Annotated in this window: 19 protein-coding genes; 7 read left to right on the top strand and 12 right to left on the bottom strand. The window is 61.7% G+C overall.

Annotation, left to right across the window (positions count from 1 at the left end; genetic code table 11):
• Positions 1 to 14: 14 nt before the first annotated feature.
• The 4 genes from KY465_RS10885 to KY465_RS10900 all read right to left on the bottom strand — a co-directional run bounded on the left by KY465_RS10885 (position 15) and on the right by KY465_RS10900 (position 3,407).
• On the bottom strand, positions 15 to 1,550 hold the full coding sequence (locus KY465_RS10885) for a type II and III secretion system protein family protein (protein ID WP_219201658.1): 1,536 nt from the start codon (positions 1,548 to 1,550) through the stop codon (positions 15 to 17).
• 15 nt (positions 1,551 to 1,565) lie between these two features.
• Entirely contained in the window at positions 1,566 to 2,372 is an 807-nt protein-coding gene (gene cpaB / locus KY465_RS10890) for a Flp pilus assembly protein CpaB (protein WP_219201659.1), read from the bottom strand.
• 177 nt (positions 2,373 to 2,549) lie between these two features.
• Positions 2,550 to 3,065 (bottom strand): A24 family peptidase, encoded by a 516-nt coding sequence (locus KY465_RS10895; RefSeq protein WP_219201660.1) that lies wholly within the window; start codon positions 3,063 to 3,065, stop codon positions 2,550 to 2,552.
• Positions 3,066 to 3,224: 159 nt separating this feature from the next.
• Positions 3,225 to 3,407 carry a Flp family type IVb pilin gene (locus KY465_RS10900; protein ID WP_219201661.1) on the bottom strand — a complete coding sequence of 61 codons (183 nt, stop codon included), beginning with the start codon at positions 3,405 to 3,407 and terminating at the stop codon, positions 3,225 to 3,227.
• A gap of 379 nt (positions 3,408 to 3,786) precedes the next feature.
• Here KY465_RS10900 and KY465_RS10905 point away from each other — a divergent pair, with 379 nt between their 5' ends.
• The 3 genes from KY465_RS10905 to KY465_RS10915 all read left to right on the top strand — a co-directional run bounded on the left by KY465_RS10905 (position 3,787) and on the right by KY465_RS10915 (position 5,665).
• Positions 3,787 to 4,218: a pilus assembly protein N-terminal domain-containing protein gene (locus tag KY465_RS10905; RefSeq protein ID WP_219201662.1), complete on the top strand. Its 432-nt coding sequence runs from the start codon at positions 3,787 to 3,789 to the stop codon at positions 4,216 to 4,218.
• 192 nt (positions 4,219 to 4,410) lie between these two features.
• Positions 4,411 to 5,037 carry a TadE/TadG family type IV pilus assembly protein gene (locus tag KY465_RS10910; protein WP_219201663.1) on the top strand — a complete coding sequence of 209 codons (627 nt, stop codon included), beginning with the start codon at positions 4,411 to 4,413 and terminating at the stop codon, positions 5,035 to 5,037.
• 55 nt (positions 5,038 to 5,092) lie between these two features.
• Entirely contained in the window at positions 5,093 to 5,665 is a 573-nt protein-coding gene (locus KY465_RS10915) for a TadE/TadG family type IV pilus assembly protein (RefSeq protein WP_219201664.1), read from the top strand.
• A gap of 2 nt (positions 5,666 to 5,667) precedes the next feature.
• Here the strand turns inward: KY465_RS10915 and KY465_RS10920 are convergent, their stop codons facing one another.
• Positions 5,668 to 6,648: a phosphate/phosphite/phosphonate ABC transporter substrate-binding protein gene (locus KY465_RS10920; RefSeq protein WP_219201665.1), complete on the bottom strand. Its 981-nt coding sequence runs from the start codon at positions 6,646 to 6,648 to the stop codon at positions 5,668 to 5,670.
• Between the two features lie 143 nt (positions 6,649 to 6,791).
• Here KY465_RS10920 and KY465_RS10925 point away from each other — a divergent pair, with 143 nt between their 5' ends.
• The 4 genes from KY465_RS10925 to KY465_RS10940 all read left to right on the top strand — a co-directional run bounded on the left by KY465_RS10925 (position 6,792) and on the right by KY465_RS10940 (position 10,407).
• Positions 6,792 to 8,012: a phosphopentomutase gene (locus KY465_RS10925; protein WP_219201666.1), complete on the top strand. Its 1,221-nt coding sequence runs from the start codon at positions 6,792 to 6,794 to the stop codon at positions 8,010 to 8,012.
• Positions 8,012 to 8,992: an adenosine deaminase gene (locus KY465_RS10930; RefSeq protein ID WP_219201667.1), complete on the top strand. Its 981-nt coding sequence runs from the start codon at positions 8,012 to 8,014 to the stop codon at positions 8,990 to 8,992. Before KY465_RS10925 ends, KY465_RS10930 begins: the two co-directional genes overlap by 1 nt.
• 73 nt (positions 8,993 to 9,065) lie before the next feature.
• On the top strand, positions 9,066 to 9,695 hold the full coding sequence (gene upp / locus KY465_RS10935; RefSeq protein WP_219201668.1) for a uracil phosphoribosyltransferase: 630 nt from the start codon (positions 9,066 to 9,068) through the stop codon (positions 9,693 to 9,695).
• Positions 9,696 to 9,810: 115 nt separating this feature from the next.
• A complete protein-coding gene (locus KY465_RS10940) occupies positions 9,811 to 10,407 on the top strand; it encodes a retropepsin-like aspartic protease family protein (RefSeq protein ID WP_219201669.1) in 597 nt (198 codons plus the stop codon).
• A 24-nt stretch (positions 10,408 to 10,431) separates the two neighbouring features.
• Here KY465_RS10940 and deoA read toward each other — a convergent pair whose 3' ends face one another.
• From deoA to KY465_RS10975, 7 genes are read right to left on the bottom strand one after another with little or no spacing between them, the layout of a single operon-like run.
• A complete protein-coding gene (deoA, locus tag KY465_RS10945; protein WP_219201783.1) occupies positions 10,432 to 11,742 on the bottom strand; it encodes a thymidine phosphorylase in 1,311 nt (436 codons plus the stop codon).
• A gap of 2 nt (positions 11,743 to 11,744) precedes the next feature.
• Positions 11,745 to 12,542, bottom strand: coding sequence for a deoxyribose-phosphate aldolase (deoC, locus tag KY465_RS10950; protein ID WP_219201670.1), 798 nt, complete (start codon positions 12,540 to 12,542; stop codon positions 11,745 to 11,747).
• Complete coding sequence (locus KY465_RS10955) at positions 12,539 to 13,369, bottom strand: purine-nucleoside phosphorylase (protein ID WP_219201671.1); 831 nt, start codon at positions 13,367 to 13,369, stop codon at positions 12,539 to 12,541. The genes deoC and KY465_RS10955 overlap by 4 nt, the downstream gene beginning before the upstream one ends.
• Positions 13,366 to 13,806: a cytidine deaminase gene (locus tag KY465_RS10960; RefSeq protein WP_219201672.1), complete on the bottom strand. Its 441-nt coding sequence runs from the start codon at positions 13,804 to 13,806 to the stop codon at positions 13,366 to 13,368. Before KY465_RS10960 ends, KY465_RS10955 begins: the two co-directional genes overlap by 4 nt.
• 1 nt (position 13,807) lies before the next feature.
• Positions 13,808 to 14,779, bottom strand: a complete 972-nt coding sequence (locus KY465_RS10965) for an ABC transporter permease (protein WP_219201673.1) — start codon at positions 14,777 to 14,779, stop codon at positions 13,808 to 13,810.
• Between the two features lie 4 nt (positions 14,780 to 14,783).
• Positions 14,784 to 15,917 carry an ABC transporter permease gene (locus tag KY465_RS10970; RefSeq protein ID WP_219201674.1) on the bottom strand — a complete coding sequence of 378 codons (1,134 nt, stop codon included), beginning with the start codon at positions 15,915 to 15,917 and terminating at the stop codon, positions 14,784 to 14,786.
• A complete protein-coding gene (locus KY465_RS10975; protein ID WP_219201675.1) occupies positions 15,914 to 17,449 on the bottom strand; it encodes an ABC transporter ATP-binding protein in 1,536 nt (511 codons plus the stop codon). Before KY465_RS10975 ends, KY465_RS10970 begins: the two co-directional genes overlap by 4 nt.
• Positions 17,450 to 17,533 lie beyond the last annotated feature (84 nt).

Here is a 17,533-nt window from a genome sequence, read left to right on the forward strand (position 1 = left end):
CATCCGGCCCTCGATCACTTGTAGATATAGCCGACGGCGCCATGGTAGCGGCCGGGTGGCAGGTTGGTTTCCATCCGGCCATAAACGCGGTTGACGCGGCCGAGGAAGAAGCCTGCACCGTCACTTGGCGGATTGAGATTGTCATCGGGCCGCGACAGCTGCGCACGCGCCACCGGCTTGACGAGATAGGGCGTGGCTATGATCACCAGTTCGGTTTCGTTGCGCACAAAATCGCGGCTGCGGAACAGGGTGCCGAGTACCGGGACCTTCGACAGCCCGGGAAAGCCGGACATGGCCTGGCGGAAATTGTCCTGAACAAGTCCGGCGAGAACGATCGATCCACCGGACGGAAGCTCGACCGTCGTTTCGGCCTCGCGCCGCTTGATCGCAACGCTGGTCAGGCCCGGATTGCTGCCGGCGCCCTGCAAGCTCGTGGACCCCTGAAATGTTGGCTCGGACACTTCCGTCATGATCTTCAGGGAAATGCGGCCCGGAGACAGCACCACCGGCAGGAAATTCAGCCGGATGCCATATTCGACCTCGGTATCCGTGTAGGTGGCGCGACCGGTCTCGTCGTCATAGGTGACTTCGCTGCGCACCTTGAACTCGCCGCCGACGTAAAACTTCGCGGCTTCACCGGAAATCGCCGTCAGGCTGGGCTCTGCCAGGGTGCGCATGACGCCGGCCTGTTCCATGGCATTGACATAGGAGGCGATGTTGGTGCCGCCGATCGAGCCCGCCAGCCGGGCAAAATTGAGCCCCGTATTCATCGCTCCGAAGTTCTGCGGGTTGGAATTGTAGAAGCTGGAATTGCCGCCGGTGATGGATGAATTGAAGCCGAGCTGCTTGAGCACCTGCCGGCTGACTTCGGCGACCGTCACCTTCAAGGTCACCTGGTCCTCGCCGTCGATCTTCAACATGTTGACGATCTGTGACTTTTGCCGATTCTCGGCAAAGATTGCCGCATCGCCGCCCTCGGAAGTGGCGGTGATGTTGCGGGTGGTGGCCTCGCCGCCGGTGAGGAAAATTTCAGCCAGGCGAACGGCCTGAGCGGCATCCTGCGGCGTGCGCACGCTGCCGGTGAGCACGATGTTGTCGGAGATTATCTCCACGTCGATGGCCGAGTCGGGAATGAAGCGCGCCAGATGCGCCTGCAGGCCAGCGACATCCCGCTCGATTTCGAGCTCAATGGACACGATTTCCTCGCCATTGGCGCCGAAAACGAAAATGTTGGTCTGACCGACCGTCTTGCCGAACAGATAGATGCGGCGCGACGTGCGCGTGACCGCATCAGCCAGCGACGGGTCTGCAACGAGAATGTCATGCGCATCGGTCGGCAGGTCGATGACAAGCGCCTTGTTCAAACCGAGCTTGACCCTCTGCTCGACCCCGGGCCCAGCGCGACGGATCTTGATGACATTGGAACTTGCGGCGGCCGGCGCGATGAGGTGACCGGACATCGGGTTCGCCGACAGACCGACAATCGCTGTGCCGGCGAGAAGTGCGAGGCCGGTCAGGGAGGCGGTGATGTTCTTCACTTTGATGCGCATGTTCGATCTCCCGACTTAATTCGCGGCGGAAATGTTGGACACCGCGCCGGAGCGGATCACCTGGATGGCGGGCGAACCCTTGTCGCCGCTGAGAAGATAGTCGGCGCCGCCGGTATCGGCTTCCTGAACATCGGCGACGCTGCGCAGGGCCAGCGTCAGGCGGTTGGCCATCTGCTGGGCGACGGTAATGATCTTTGCCTGCTCGGGATCAAGCTCGAGTGTCGCTGTCGTTCCGACGGCTGTCCGCTCGCCATTGGCGCTTTCCTCGACGCGCTGATCGATGGCAAGAACGCGCACATTCGACAGGATCACCTCGGTGGTGTAGCCCTCGCCCTCTATCTGGCGACGCACCATGATGACATCGACACGATCATTGGGAAGAATGAAGCCGCCGGCGCTGGTAGCGACGGAGATTTCAGTGGCGACAGCGCGCTTGCCGGCCGGAAGAAGCGCGGACATGACACGCGACGAGGAATCGACAATCTTCTCGCTGCGCACCGGTTCGCCTTCGAACAGCGGCAGGCGTACGATCGCGCCGGTCAGCTCGGCGATGGCCTCGGGACGCTGATCCTGGCGGATCAGACCGTCGACAATTCCATTTTCCGGCCAGTCGGCCCAGATCAGCGTTTCCGGATTGAGGCGTGCGCCGACCGGAAGCGAGGCTTTCGATGCAAGCACCTGGACGGTAGGCGCCTTTTCGACGACCACATTGGGGGCCGCCGCCTGCGGGGCGGGCTGGCTGGTCAGCTTGAGGGCCAGATAGCCGGCTCCTCCAGCTGCCAGGACAGCAACAGCCATGACGATGACGCGTGCAGGTTTCATGCTTCTACCCCAAACGGAATTCGCTTCGTTGCGGAGAGAATGCGCCGGCAATCGTCAAATTATGGTTAATGCAGCGTTTCCAGGACTGGTAAACGAAAAGTTTCGGGCAAGGGGCGCCGAGCGCGTTGCCGCGATGACGGCACTGCCGCAGAAAGGGTTGGAGAAGGAAGGCTCAGCTCAAAGCAACCGCTGAATGGCAAGACGCATCAACGGCGAATCGGGATAGCTGACCAGTCCGGCCAGGCCGATTGCAATGCCGTAGGGAACGCCCTTTTGCGGATTGAGCAGGGACATGGGCAGTTGCACCGGCAGTGCAACGAGAACATGGTCCTTGCTGCGCAACAGCAGAACCAACGCCGTCAGGGCGCCCCCGAAGATGCCGATCAGCGTCATGTAGGCCAGCAAATCGGTGCCGAACCCGAACCAGATGGAACTGGCCGCCAGGATCTTTGCATCGCCTCCGCCCATTGCGTTCAGGGCAAACAGCGCAAAGCAGACGACGAAAACCAGCAATCCGGCGGCCAGATGCCATCCTATTGCTGCAAGGGTCAGGCCGCTGAAGGGCGCAATCAGCACGAAGGCAAGCGCGAGAATGATCGAGACGCGATTCGGTATCGTCATCGAAAACATGTCGGAGAAGGCAGCCACGGCCATCAAAAGCGGGAAAATGACGAAAATTGCGGCGTCGGTCATGGGATCCTCCCGAAGTGAAGCCCAGTCTAAGCGCAAGCGCTTAACAATCGGCGAACACGGCAAGGGACCATCGCCTTTGCAGCTGGCGCCTCAAAAATTGCAACAGCAAAAAGGCCGCCGAAAGGCGGCCTTCACGCGCGTTCGAAATGAACGGCTTAATTACATATTGGTGTTGGCCGTAGACATCTTGGTCGAAATACCGGTGAAGATGTTGCCCAGCGTGTTGCCAAGTGTGGTGGCGCCGGTGATCAGCGCGACGGAGATCAGGGCGGCGATCAGGCCATACTCGATGGCAGTTGCGCCGGATTCGTCTTTTGCGAAGCGTACGATCAGCTTGCTCATGGGGTTACTCCTTGTTCCGCATGGTGGTTTCAGCACGTCCTCCAGGTGTTTCCCTGGTCGGATGGCGTCACACTACCGGCGCGCCTTTGCGATCGGCTTAAGAAACAAGGTTAGCGAAATCTTGCGGTTCTTTCCGCCCATCTATGGTGAATGACCCGCTAATTTTCGCAGCTCCATACAAGGGAGTCGCCGAAGCGTTCTGACGGCAGCATCTGTCTTTATTCTGGCGCGCATGCCGGCCATCGGGACCGACCAGGTCGGGACGAATGGCGAGGCCGCGGGCCTTATCGGCCTGCAGGAACCGCCCGGCTGAACCTTTACCAATAATTCACCATTGCGCGTGATTTTAAGGGGGAACCGTGCGAGGGAAAACAGCATCATGGCCATACTCAGTGAAGCGGCGAAACGCATCTTGCCGATCCTTTCCGCCAGCGGCCTGCTGTTTGCTTCCTTCAGCTCCCCGGCCTTCGCCCAAGGAGCGGAAGACGTCATCCGCGTCTTCATGAATCACGCCCGCATCATCAAGATCGACCGCAATATCAGCAAGGTTATCATCGGCAGTTCGGACGTGGCTGACGTCGCTGTCGCTGATTCCAATACGATTGTTCTGACCGGAAAGTCCTACGGCACAACCAATCTGGTCATCCTCGACGAGCAGGGCGAGGCAATTGTCGATGAGCGAATCCTCGTCTCGGTTGATGAAGCCAATACGCTGCGCGTGTACAAACAGACCGGTCGGGCGATCTACTCGTGCACGCCCTATTGTGAAGAACATGCAGGTGGCGCCGGCACAACGACGGGCACTCCCTAAGTTTGAGCGGGTGCGATCGGTAAGGCGCACGATGCCGCTTTATAGATCTCTGACCAGATTGTAGCTGGCCGGGCCGTTCGCAGCGGCGTCTCGGCAATGGCATCGTTCAATTTCGTGCCAGGTTCGTTACGATTTGTTCAGCGCTGCCGAGTTAATGTGATGCGACAATTTGTGTGGCTTAGGAGCATTCTCATGACGTCCAGCAGGGACGGCGCAACGGCTTTTGCCGACACAGTGAAGCGTCCTCTTTGGCGGCGTTTCCGGCGCGATCAGGATGGTACTGCAGTCATCGAATTCGGTATTCTGGCCATACCGTTCTTTTTGCTGATCTTCGCGACGATCGAATCCTTCATCGCCTTCGCCGGCGAACAATTGCTCGACAATGCCGTTGCAACAATGGCGCGCGAATTGAGGACCGGACGGATTACCACCGGGACCGGCACATCGACAGACATGTCGGAAACCGAGTTCAAAGCTGCGTTCTGCGATGAAATCAAGCTGATGATGACCTGCGACGACGAGACCGACGCGGCGCTGGCCAATCTGGTCCTGGATGTACGTGAATTTTCGGACTTTGCCAGCATCCCCACCGGCGTGCCACGCAGCGGTGACGAGACCAGCGAGCTCGACACCTCCTCCTTCGGCTATTCACCCGGAGGCGCCGGCTCGATCAATGTGGTGCGGGCCTACTATCGGTGGGAGGTCATGACGGACCTTGTGCGTCCCTACATCACCAATGTCGCCACCGGTTCGACGTCCACACCGGACTACTTTTTGATGGTCGCGACAGCGGCCTTCCAGAACGAGGATTACCCCTGAGGAGTGCCCGGGTTTGAGGGAGCACTTGCGAGGTTTGAATTTAGGATCGACGACCATGGGTGCGAAAGTGCACGGTTCTGCAAAGACGCTGAGACGGCTGATCAATGATCGAGCTGGCGTTGGAGCTGTCGAATTTGCGCTGATCGCACCGCTGCTGCTGATCCTGTACGTTGGCGCGCTTGAGGTCTCGGTCGCCATGTCGATCGACAAGAAGGTGTCTCGCGCGACCGCCAGCATTGCCGACATCGTTACCCAGCAGGCCGAAGTCAACGAAACCTTCCTCGGCACGATGACGTCGGTCGCGGAAAGCATTATCTCGCCCTACATCAGCTCCGGCCTGACGATCAAAGTGACCGGCATTGCCGTTGATTCCTCCGGCGACGCGACGGTCGCCTGGTCTTGGGACGAGAGCAACGGTGAACCCTACAGCGTCGACAGCGCCGTGACCTTGCCAACAAATCTCGACAAGCCCGACACATTCTTGGTGCGCAGCGAACTGACCCTGTCGCACAATCTTTTCCTGCTGCTGCCGGGATCGGATTCGGGCACGCGGACGATCAATCTCGGCAATACACACTATATGCGCCAACGCATCGGCGATTCGATCGACTGCACCGATTGCGGCTAGGTTCAACGGTCCGGATTGCCATTCGATGCCTCTTGTCCGGCGGGGTATGTAACCTCTCCGGTGTCGCTCTCTGCCAGCCCGGCGGCTTCGCTTCCCGCGGGATCGACCAGGGCCATCACGGACCGATAATCTTCAGTGGTCGCCGGAGCGTAGCCCCCCGCGACGATGGGTTCGATGATATCAAGAAGGCCAGGGGCATTTTGCGGCATGGCGTCGAGGAAGGCACCGAGACGCTGGGCCAGATCCGTAGGGATGTCGCGGTGCAGGGCATGCGGGCCGTGATAAACCGGGGCTGATTGCCAGACAATTTCCATGTCGCCGCGTTGGTACAGCAATCCGGCGTAACGACCGGCAAACAGCCGCTCGGGCAACGGCACGTTTTCCTCATTCGCGCCGACGGGCACCCAGGCGAAGAATCCGTTCACGGTGCCATCGGCGAAGCGCTCGGCGACGGCCCGGACCGATCCGACTTCAAATGTCATGAGTTCCGGCAGTGCCCCTGCCCTGTCGGCTGCGGCCGGCAGCAACCAGCCGGACAGCGAACGGCGGGTTGAATAAGCGACGCGCAGTATCTCGGTGGTCTGAGCCGGGGGGCTGGCCCGAACCAGGACTGACCTGAACCCCACAATTCCTTCGGCACCGACCGGGCGGCGCAGCGCCTCGACACATGCGCAGACGGCCCGTGTGGCGGCGAAGGACAGCGCCGTATGCGGGGCGTAGTCGATGCGTCCGCTGGCGTGCGCATCGACCAGTGCTCCAAGGGTTGCAAATGCGATGACGGTCACGGGCAGATCGAGCGCGGTCGAAAACCCGCGTTCGATCGCGGCGAGCTGCATCGGCTCGGCCATCGCCGGATGGCTGTGCAGCAGTCCGATGCGCAGGCCGGCACGCGCTGCATCCCCTGCTGGCACTGGTTCGGTGGAGGTGGGTTCGGCCCGGCAGGGCACTGCCAGCAGGACGAACAGAACCAGGAAACGGATCATGAATTGGCCTTCGCAAAAGGGTTCTGTACCCTTTTAGCACAAGGGGGTGACAGCCGGAATCGCCCATTGCGCGAGCGGCCGGTGCGGTTGACAATTGCGGCAATAAGGGCGACGCCATTTCCGTCAGTTTCCGGAGAGGGCGTATGGCACGGGCGTTTCTGCTTCTTCTCGATTCCTTCGGCATCGGCGGTGCGCCAGACGCCGCCGATTACGGTGATCTCGGCTCCGATACGCTGGGGCACATTGCGGAATATTGCGCAGCCGGACTGGGAGATCGTACCGGATTGCGCAAGGGTCCGTTGTCGGTGCCGCACATGGTCTCGCTCGGCCTTGTCGAGTCGGCACGCATGGCCAGCGGCAGCCGACCGGCGGGGATCGAAGAGCCGGCACGCCAACGCGGATTGTTCGGCGCCGCCACCGAGATTTCGCGCGGCAAGGATACACCGTCCGGTCACTGGGAGATCGCCGGGCAGCCGGTGCAGTTCGAGTGGGGATATTTCCCTGACGAAGGCGATGCCTTCGACGAGGAGTTGGTCGCATCCTTTATAGAACAGGGCGGAATCCCGGGAATTCTCGGAAACTGCCATGCTTCGGGAACGGTGATCATCAAGGAGTTCGGTGCGGCGCATATGAAGTCCGGGAAGCCGATCTTCTACACCTCCAGTGACTCGGTGGTGCAGATCGCGGCGCACGAAGAGAGTTTCGGACTTGAGCAATTGTATGAGCTGTGCTGGACCGTCCGCAAGATCGTCGATCCGCTCAACATCGGACGGGTGATTGCCCGGCCCTTCTTGGGTTCGGTGGAGAATGGTTTCAAGCGCACCGGAAACCGCCGCGATTTTTCCGTGCCGCCGCCCGGGCCCACGCTTCTCGATGTCGCCAGCGCGCACGAGCGAGAAGTCATCGCGATTGGCAAGATCAGCGATATCTATGCCCATCACGGCGTGACGGACATGCGCAAGGCGAACGGCAACGAAGCCCTGTTCAATGAGACCCTCACCGCCATGGACGATGCGGAGGACGGTGATCTGGTGTTCACCAATTTCGTCGATTTCGACATGCTCTACGGGCATCGGCGCGATGTGCCGGGCTACGCGGCTGCGCTCGAGGCGTTTGATCGCGGCCTGCCGCAGATTGCCAAGAAAATGAAGCCCGGCGATCTGGCACTGATCACAGCCGATCATGGCTGCGATCCGACCTGGCGGGGGACCGACCATACCCGCGAGCGGGTGCCGATCCTCGGTTTCGGCCCAGGCATCAAGGGCCACTCGGTCGGCGTGCGCGACAGTTTCGCCGATATCGGCGCTTCGCTTGCGCGGCATCTGAGCTTGCCTGCACTGGCGCATGGGCGGAGTTTTCTGTGATGGATACGCTTATCGCAGATGTGAAGAAGGCAGAGATCCATTGTCATATCGAGGGCGCGGTGCCGGCTGATCTGGTGCTGCGCCAAGCTGCGAAATACGGCGTCGACACGACGCCCTTCCTTGCGGAGGGGTCGTATGTCTGGTCGGACTTCACTTCCTTTCTCAGCGCCTATGATCAGACCGCGCAGCTCTTCAGGACGCCGGAGGACTACGCGGCCCTGGCCGCGGGCTACCTGACCGGAATCGCCGCCGAAGGGGCCATCTACGCGGAAATCTTCATCTCGCCCGATCATGCGCGGCAGGCGGGTCTGTCGCCCGAGGCCTATTTCGAGGGATTGGGGGAGGGCATCATGCAGGCACGCCAGCGCTGCGGCATCGAATGCCGGATGATCGTCACGGGTATTCGCCATTTTGGCGCCGAGGCCGTGGAAGCAGCGGCGCTGCTGACCGCCCGGCGACCGCATCCGCTGATCACCGGGTTCGGCATGGCCGGCGAAGAGCGCTGCGGCCGCGCGCGGGACTATGCACGCGCCTTCGACATCGCCCGCGACGCCGACCTCGGTCTGACCGTTCACGCCGGTGAACTGGCCGGCCCGGAGAGCGTGCGCGATGCGCTTGATGCGCTCCGGCCATCCCGCATCGGGCATGGTGTACGGGCAATTGACGACAGCGGACTTGTGGCACGGCTTGCGTCCGAGGGCATCATTCTCGAGGTTTGTCCCGGTTCCAACGTTAAGCTCGGGGTCTATGCCGACTGGCCGTCGCACCCCTTCGAGAGGCTGCGCCAGGCCGGCGTACGGGTGACACTGAGTTCCGACGACCCGCCGCACTTCGACTCATCGATCGGTCATGAATATGCGATGGCAGCGCAGACATGGGGTTATGATGCATCCACGCTGACACAATTCACGCAGACCGCGCTCGAAACGGCGTTCGTCGATGAACCGACGCGGCAAAAACTATTGGGACAGCTCGGCTGACGCTAGAGTTAGCGGGTTGCCCGCGACACCGGTTCGGTGTTTCATCGCATCGAACCTCGCAAGGACAGCATTCATGGATACGGTTACCGTCATCAAGCATCCGCTGGTGCAGCACAAGCTGACGATCATGCGCAAGAAAGACACTTCGACCGCCGGGTTTCGGCGGCTGCTGCGCGAAATCTCAACCTTGTTGTGCTACGAGATCACCCGCGATCTCGACATGACGATGGAGACCATCGAGACGCCACTGGCCCGCATCGAGGCGCCGGTGCTGGAAGGTAAGAAACTGGTCTTTGCCTCCATTCTGCGCGCTGGCAATGGCCTGCTGGAAGGCATGCTCGATCTGGTTCCCTCGGCGCGTGTCGCGCATATCGGCGTCTATCGTGACCATGAGACGCTCGAGGCGATCGAATATTACTTCAAGGCACCCGAGGACATCGGCAACCGGCTGGTCGTGGTCGTGGATCCGATGCTGGCCACGGGCAATTCGTCGATCGCCTCGGTGGAAAAACTGAAGGAACGCGGCGCGCGCAACATGCGCTTTCTCTGCCTTCTGGCCGCACCCGAGGGGATCAAGAATTTTCAGGCCGCGCATCCGGATGTGCCGATCTTCACGGCATCGATCGACAGCCATCTGAATGAGAAAGGCTACATCGTTCCGGGTCTGGGCGATGCCGGCGATCGGATGTACGGCACGAAATGAGCCGCTGCAGCGGGGTTTTACTTTCCGGAAACCGCGTCGCACAAAAGAGCGCACGACGCCATTGCATTAACCTCATCGGCACTGGAGAGCGCTAGACTGGCGGGCAAACGGAGCCATGCCAGTGTACAGAAAGATCTTCATCATCGGCTGCGCCGCTCTGGCGATCGCCGGTGTGCCCAACTATATCGAAACAGCAAGGGAAGCGGCACCGGACACAGATCGGCAATCGCCCCTGTCCACGGGTGGCAGCCGGCAGAGCGCCAGTTCGTCCGAAGACACGCCAGCTGCAAACATGCTGGCAGCGACTGGCAACCAGGCTCCATCCTCCTATGTCACCGGCCGCAAGAATGCACAGATCAGCGTTGATGGCAGCGGGCATTTCGCCACCACATTCTACCTGAACGGCCGGCCGATCCCTGCCGTCGTCGATACGGGCGCCACCTTCGTGGCAGTCAATGTCTCGACGGCCAAGCGCATCGGCGCGGTTCCGAGCGCGGCAGATTTCCGCCACGAGGTGCGCACCGCCAACGGCACGATTCGGGCTGCGCGCATCGCGCTCGACAGCATCGAAATCGGCGGCATTCTTGTCCGCGATGTCAATGCATTCGTCCTGCCGGACGCCGCCCTCTCGGCGACCCTGATCGGCATGAGCTTCATGAACCGCCTCGCATCCTACAAGGTCGAAAACGCCACACTGTACATGCAGAACTGAGGCGTTCGGCGCGCGAGCTGTCCGTCACTCCAGCCTTTCGAGGATGACAGGGTGCGCTTCGCAAGGGGTATCCTGCAGCGTGATGGCTTTCCTTACACGCTGGCGGGCGGCGTCCAGGTCTGCGGGGTTGCGCGCCAGAATGGAACACAGGGGCTCGCCCCTCTCGACTCTGCTTCCGACCGGCAACAGGCCGGTCAGGCCAACGGCAGGATCGACACTGTCCTGCGGCTGGTGCCGACCGCCGCCGAGCGACACCACCGCCATGCCGATTTCGCGTGTCTGATACCCAGTAATATAGCCATCTTCCGGGGCAGCGACGATGTCGATAATCGGCGCTTGGGGAAGGTGCCGGCGATAATCTGACAGGAAATCGGCCGGCCCGCCAAGGGCGGCGACCATGCGTTGGAAATGTTCAGCGGCGCTGCCGTCATCCAGCGCTTGACGCGCCTTTTCTGCGCCCGCCGACACCGACTCAACGACACCGCCGGCCAACAGCATTTCCGCGGCGAGCGCCAGGGTCACGTCGCGCAGCCTCGCATCCTGTTTGGTGCCGGTCAGGAACTCGACCGCATTGGCCACTTCCACGGCATTGCCAGCGGCCGAGGCCAGGGGGGCGGACATATCGGTGAGCAAGGCGGACGTCGGCATGCCGGCGCCATTGGCGACATCGACCAGGGCGCGCGCGAGATCCCGCGCGGCGCTGGTGGTGCCCATGAATGCGCCACTGCCGCATTTGACGTCAAGAACCAGGCCCGACAGACCCGCTGCGAGCTTTTTGGATAAAATGGAGGCTGTGATCAGCGGGATCGATTCAACGGTGGCGGTGACATCGCGGATCGCATAGAGCCGCTTGTCGGCCGGGGCGAGATCCCCCGTCTGGCCGATAATGGCGCAGCCCACCTCCTTGACGATCTGGCGAAATTTGGCGTTCGAAGGCGTGACGGTGTAGCCCGGTATGGATTCGAGCTTGTCGAGTGTACCGCCCGTATGGGCAAGCCCGCGGCCAGAGATCATCGGCACGGCCAGGCCGCAAGCGGCAGCAATCGGGGCCAGCATCAGGGAAACATTGTCGCCCACGCCACCGGTGGAATGCTTGTCGATGACCGGACGGTCAATTTCCGGCCATGCGAGCACATCTCCGGAATCGCGCATGGCCAGCGTCAGGGCGACGGCTTCGTCACGGTTCATACCATTGAGGAAGACCGCCATGGCGAAAGCTGCTGCCTGGCCCTCGCTGACATTTCCATCGGTCAGGCCAGCGATGAAGGCGGCGATGGCGTCGGCGTCGAGCGTCTTGCCGTCCCTCTTGTGCCGTATGATCTCTTGCGGCAGCACGCTCAATAGTCACCTTCCGCCCGTGCAGCGGTGTTGCCTTCAAGAGTAGCGAGGATATCGGTCAGCAATCCAGAAGCACCGATGCGGAAGCGGGCCGGCGCCACCCAGCCGCGGCCCATGATCCGCTCACAAAGCGCAAAATAGGCCGCTGCATCGGCGACCGTGCGGATACCACCGGCTGGTTTCAGGCCGGCATGCCCGCCAGACGACGCGCTGTGCTGACGCAGGACTTCGAGCATGATCTCGGCGGTTTCGAGCGTTGCATTGACCTTCACCTTGCCGGTCGAGGACTTGATGAAATCGGCGCCGCTGGCGAGCGCGATATGGGCGGCCTTCTCGACAAGTTCGGGATCATCCAGTTCCCCGGTTTCGAGAATCGTCTTGAGCAAAGCCGGACGCGGCGTGGCAGCGCGGACGACGGAAACGAGATCGGCCAGTTTCGCCATGTCTCCCGCTTTTACCGCGCGCCAGGGGATGACCATGTCGATCTCGTCGGCGCCGTCGGCAATGGCGCCGACCGTTTCGCCGACCACCGTATCGACCGGCAAATCGCCGGACGGAAAATTGACCACTGTTGCGATGCGCACCGGAGCGAGCGGCCCGAGATGCCGGCGTGCAGCAGCGACAAAACGTGGCCAGATGCAGATCGCGGCGGTGGGCCCGAAGGCGGTCATGGCACGATCGCACAGGGCGCGCACGGCATCCTCGGTGCTGTCATCGTTCAGATCGGTCAGATCCAGGCAGGCGAGCGCCATGCGCGCTACCGCTTGTTGGTCGTATTCGTGCGCCTCGCGTTTCATCCGCTCTCTCCTGTGCCCCGTATGCCGCCTGCCTCTCGAGAGGTGAACATCTCCGACAGGATGGCGGCCAGGCGCACTCCGCCCCGGGGCGCCATGTCCTTGGTCTCGTGATGGCTCAGTTCCGAGCCCGTCATGCCGGCTCCGTAATTGGTGATCACTGACGCTGCGACAACGGAAAAGCCGAGGAAACGGGCCAATATGACTTCCGGGACAGTCGACATTCCGACCGCATCGGCGCCGAAGCCGCGGGCCATGCGGATTTCTGCCGGTGTTTCGAAACTGGGGCCGGAAAACCACATATAAATGCCGTGATGCAGATCGGTACCGCTGCGCTCGGCGGCGGCGTCGAACGACGCACCGAGCTGCGCGTCATAGGCGGAGGTCATGCCAACGAAGCGGTCATCGCTCGGTTCACCGATCAACGGATTGGCGCCTGAAAAATTGATGTGGTCGGTGATGCGCATCACGGAACCGGGCGGCATGTCCTGGCGCAGCGAGCCGGCGGAGTTGGTCAGAAACAATTGCCGTATGCCAAGAGCATGCAGGATCTCGAGCGGCGCACGCATGGCATCGGCCTTGCCATGTTCATAGTAATGGACCCGGCCCGACAGCATCAGAACCGGTGTCGAACCCAAATGTCCTGCAACCACCTCGCCCGCATGTCCGCTGACCCCGCTTGCCGGGAAGCCGGGCAATTCGTCGTAGGAGATGCGGCGCGCATCTTGCAGCGTTTCGACAAGTGACCCGAGGCCCGAGCCGAGGATCATCGCGGCTTCGGGTTTCAAGCCATCGAGACAATGTTCGAGTCTCTGGCGGGCGGCGTTCATCCGATGGCCTCCGTGGCAAAGGCCAGCGGCAACAGATCCGCCATGGTCAGCGTCTTTTTCACACCCTCATGATCACACAGGTGTACCAGCGTCTCGGCGGCAGCGAATTCGGCCAGGCGCTGGCGGCAGCCGCCGCAGGGCGAACACAGCGGCAGCTTCTCGGCGATGACGGCGACCTCGGCAATGTGCCGGCCACCGGCCATGATCATGTGAGCGATCGCTGTGGTCTCGGCGCACCACCCTTCGGGAAACGAAATCACCTCGATATTGGCGCCGCAATGGATATTGCCTTCATCATCGCGGATGGCGGCGCCCACCGGGAATTTCGAGTAGGGCGCGTGGCACTTGTGCATCGCCGCACGAGCAGCGCGGAACAGATCGTCCGGCGCGTCGGCGGGCGCCGATGCGGATGATGTGTCTGCGGTCGCGCCGCCCATCTCAACGCTCCTTGGTGTAGGGCACGCCGCCGGCCTTGGGCGGTATGGCCTTGCCGATGAAGCCGGCCAGGAGGACCACGGTCAGCACATAGGGCAGTGCCTGCATGAACTGGCTCGGCACTTGCCCGATGATCGGCAGGGGATTGCCCTGCATGCGGATGGCCGCGGCATCAAGAAAACCGAAAAGCAGGCAGGCGAACATCACATTGACGGGCTTCCACTTGGCAAAAATCAAGGCTGCCAATGCGATAAAGCCCTTGCCTGCTGTCATTCCCTTGACGAAACCGGCCGTCATGGCAAGCGACAGATAAGCGCCGGCAACACCTGTCAGAATTCCGCAGCAGATGACGGCGCGATAGCGCAACCAGGCCACCGAGATTCCGGCCGTGTCAACGGCGCCGGGATTCTCGCCGACCGCACGCAGGCGGAGACCGAAGCGCGTGCGAAACAGCACCCACCAGGTGAACGGCACCAGGGCGAAGGCGAAGTAGGTCAGAACATAGTGACCCGACAGAAGATTGGCGTAGATCGGTCCGAGGATCGGAATGTCGCGTAACGCGTCCGCGAATGGCAACTCGATGGTGCGAAACCGCGCTTCACCGCCCAAAGGCGGGGTTCGACCGCCCTGCCGGAACCAGGCCTGACCGAGAATCACCGTGGCGCCGGCGGCGATGAAATTGATGGCCACGCCGGACACGATCTGGTTGCCGCGCTGGGTGATCGACGCAAAGGCGTGGACCAATGCCAGCGCGACCGCGACGAGAACTGCGGCGCCCATCCCCAGCCAGGCCGAACCGGTCAGCGCCGCGATGGCGCCACCGCCAAATGCGGCACCCAGCATCTTCCCTTCCAGGCCGATGTCAAAAATACCAGAGCGTTCGGAATACAATCCCGCCAATGCGGCGAGGATCAGCGGCACCGAAACGCGGACCGTTGATTGCAGCAGCACGATCAGCGTGTCGAAATACTGCATGGCTCTACTCCGACGCTGGCGCCGCAGGGACGCCGGAGCGTCCGCCGAAGGCGATGAAGAAACTGGCGATGGCCGGGCGGAACATGTGCTCCATGGCACCGGCGAACAGAATGACGAGACCCTGAATGATGACGATCATGTCGCGCGAGATCTGCGGCATCTCGAACGAGATCTCGGCGCCGCCCTGGTAGAGCATGCCGAACAGGATCGCGGCGGGAATGATGCCGGCGGGGTGCGAGCGGCCCATCAGCGCCACGGCAATGCCGACGAACCCCGCGCCGCCGACGAAATCCAGTTGCATGCGGTATTGTTCGCCCATGATCGGGTTGATGGCCATCATGCCGGCGAGGGCGCCGGACAACATCATGGTGACGATGATGATGCGCGCTTCCTTCATGCCGGCATAGCGCGCCGCGGAGGGCGAAAAACCGCGCGTGCGAATTTCGTAACCGAGGCGGGTGCGCCAGACGATCAGCCAGACCACAAAGCTGGCGACAAGGGCGAGCAGAAAGGAAAGGTTGAAGGGGGCTCCGCCGATATTGAGACCAAAAATCTCCAGCAGCCAGTCGAGACGCGGCAATTGCCCGCCCTCCTCGAAGGTGCGGGTCTCCGGCGACATCGAGCCGCGCGGCTTGAGAACGTCGACGAGCAGGTAGACCATCAGGCTGGAGGCGATAAAGTTGAACATGATGGTGGTGATGACGACATGGCTGCCGCGTTTGGCCTGCAGATAGCCGGGAATGAGCGCCCAGAGCGCCCCGAAAAACATCGAGCCGAGGATCACCAGCGGAAAGGTCAGGTACCAGGGCAGGATCGTGTCGAACCACAGACACGGCAGCGCCACGCCGAGCCCGCCGACATAGGCCTGGCCCTCGCCGCCGATGTTGAAAAGTCCGCAGTGAAAGGCAATGGCCACCGCCAAGCCGGTGAAGATGAAATTCGTGGCGTAATACAGGGTGAAGCCGATGCCCTCGCCATACCCGAAGGCGCCTTCGACCAGCAGCCCGGCGGCACGGATCGGATTCTCGCCGACAAGGAGGACCACAAGGCCGGCAACCAGAAATGCGACGATGAGATTGATCAGCGGGATCAGTCCGAAATCGACCCATGCCGGCAGCTTGGCGTAAGGCGCGCTCATTGCACAGCCTCCTCCGTCTCGCTGACGCCGGCCATCAGAAGGCCCAGCGCGCCCTCGTCGGTTTCCGGTGAGCGCTCGCCGACAATGCGGCCATCAAACATGACGAGAACCCGATCGGAGAGGGCGCGGATCTCGTCGAGTTCGACTGACACGAGCAGCACGGCCTTGCCGGCATCGCGCATTTCGATGATGCGCTTATGGATGAATTCAATGGCTCCGACATCGACGCCGCGGGTCGGCTGCCCGACCAGAATGACGTCCGGATCGCGCTCCATCTCGCGGGCAAGAACGATCTTTTGCTGGTTGCCGCCGGAAAAATTGGCCGTCTTCAGGCGCACATCCGGTGGCCGGATATCGTATTGCCGGCATTTCTCGGCCGCATCAGCCCGGATTGCATCGATATCGAGGAACATCCCCTTGAGATATTTCGGATCGTCGTGATAGCCGAGGATCGCGTTCTCGTTCTCCTCGAATTTGAGCACCAGACCCATGTGATGCCGGTCCTCGGGCACATGCGCCAGACCGCGACGCCGCAGCGCGGCGGGGTCGGCCTCACCGGCGACGCCGATCGGCTCTCCGTTCAACAGAACGCGGCCCTTCTCCGCCTTGCGAATGCCGGCGATGGCCTGCAGCAATTCCGACTGACCGTTGCCGGCGACCCCGGCGATACCGAGGATCTCGCCCTCACGTACTTTCAGCGAGACGTTCTTGACCATGGCGACGCCGCGCGAGTCGCGCACCGTCAGGTTCTCCACCTCAAGGCGCACCTTGCCGGGATTGGCCACCCCCTTGTCGACCTGGAGGAGAACGCGGCGGCCGACCATCAATTCGGCCAGTTCCTCGACGGAGGTTTCGGCGGTCTTGCGGGTGGCAACCATTTCGCCGCGCCGCATCACCGACACCTCGTCGGTAATCGCCATGATCTCGCGCAGCTTGTGCGTGATCAGGATGATCGTCTTGCCCTGCGACTTGAGCTGATCGAGAATGCGGAACAGATGATCGGCTTCGGCCGGGGTCAGCACCCCGGTCGGCTCGTCGAGTATCAGGATTTCGGCACCGCGATAGAGCGCCTTGAGGATCTCGACGCGTTGCTGAATGCCGACCGGCAAATCTTCGATGATGGCGTCGGCATCGACTTCCAGACCGTATTCCGCTTCAAGGCGCAACAACTCGGCGCGCACCTTGGCAATGCCGGCATTGAGGATCTGGCCCTCCTCGGCGCCAAGCATGATGTTTTCCAGAACGCTGAAGTTCTCGACCAGCATGAAATGCTGATGGACCATGCCGATCCCCTTGGCAATGGCGACGCTCGGACCGGAGATTTCGACCTCATTGTTGTCAACGAAAATGGCACCGTTGTCGGCCTGGTAAAAACCGTAGAGAATCGACATCAAGGTGGATTTGCCGGCGCCGTTCTCGCCGATAATGCCGTGGATAGTCCCCTTGCGGACGACGAGATTGATGTCGCGATTGGCCTGGACGAGACCGAAACTCTTGTCGATCCCCTTCAACTCGATGGCGATATCACTCATATAGCTCCGTCCGCGCCCGCTGCGCATCCTGACCCTGCCCTGCCTGCCGTTCGCCTTGCAGTCTCGACACTTCTCGATACAAAG

Origin of the sequence: Neohoeflea coraliihabitans (assembly GCF_019334345.1) — a bacterium.
Lineage (GTDB): Bacteria > Pseudomonadota > Alphaproteobacteria > Rhizobiales > Rhizobiaceae > Pseudohoeflea > Pseudohoeflea coraliihabitans.

Bases quoted from the DNA above. Each gene is read 5' to 3' on its own strand.
- KY465_RS10895 (WP_219201660.1), bottom strand. From the start codon at position 3,065: ATGACCGACGCCGCAATTTTCGTCATTTTCCCGCTTTTGATGGCCGTG.
- KY465_RS10910 (WP_219201663.1), top strand. From the start codon at position 4,411: ATGACGTCCAGCAGGGACGGCGCAACGGCTTTTGCCGACACAGTGAAG.
- KY465_RS10970 (WP_219201674.1), bottom strand. From the start codon at position 15,917: ATGAGCGCGCCTTACGCCAAGCTGCCGGCATGGGTCGATTTCGGACTG.
- cpaB (WP_219201659.1), bottom strand. From the start codon at position 2,372: ATGAAACCTGCACGCGTCATCGTCATGGCTGTTGCTGTCCTGGCAGCT.
- KY465_RS10920 (WP_219201665.1), bottom strand. From the start codon at position 6,648: ATGATCCGTTTCCTGGTTCTGTTCGTCCTGCTGGCAGTGCCCTGCCGG.
- KY465_RS10965 (WP_219201673.1), bottom strand. From the start codon at position 14,779: ATGCAGTATTTCGACACGCTGATCGTGCTGCTGCAATCAACGGTCCGC.
- KY465_RS10955 (WP_219201671.1), bottom strand. From the start codon at position 13,369: ATGAACGCCGCCCGCCAGAGACTCGAACATTGTCTCGATGGCTTGAAA.
- KY465_RS10900 (WP_219201661.1), bottom strand. From the start codon at position 3,407: ATGAGCAAGCTGATCGTACGCTTCGCAAAAGACGAATCCGGCGCAACT.
- KY465_RS10930 (WP_219201667.1), top strand. From the start codon at position 8,012: ATGGATACGCTTATCGCAGATGTGAAGAAGGCAGAGATCCATTGTCAT.
- KY465_RS10940 (WP_219201669.1), top strand. From the start codon at position 9,811: ATGCCAGTGTACAGAAAGATCTTCATCATCGGCTGCGCCGCTCTGGCG.
- KY465_RS10915 (WP_219201664.1), top strand. From the start codon at position 5,093: ATGGGTGCGAAAGTGCACGGTTCTGCAAAGACGCTGAGACGGCTGATC.
- KY465_RS10885 (WP_219201658.1), bottom strand. From the start codon at position 1,550: ATGCGCATCAAAGTGAAGAACATCACCGCCTCCCTGACCGGCCTCGCA.
- deoC (WP_219201670.1), bottom strand. From the start codon at position 12,542: ATGAAACGCGAGGCGCACGAATACGACCAACAAGCGGTAGCGCGCATG.
- upp (WP_219201668.1), top strand. From the start codon at position 9,066: ATGGATACGGTTACCGTCATCAAGCATCCGCTGGTGCAGCACAAGCTG.
- KY465_RS10925 (WP_219201666.1), top strand. From the start codon at position 6,792: ATGGCACGGGCGTTTCTGCTTCTTCTCGATTCCTTCGGCATCGGCGGT.
- KY465_RS10975 (WP_219201675.1), bottom strand. From the start codon at position 17,449: ATGAGTGATATCGCCATCGAGTTGAAGGGGATCGACAAGAGTTTCGGT.
- KY465_RS10960 (WP_219201672.1), bottom strand. From the start codon at position 13,806: ATGGGCGGCGCGACCGCAGACACATCATCCGCATCGGCGCCCGCCGAC.
- KY465_RS10905 (WP_219201662.1), top strand. From the start codon at position 3,787: ATGGCCATACTCAGTGAAGCGGCGAAACGCATCTTGCCGATCCTTTCC.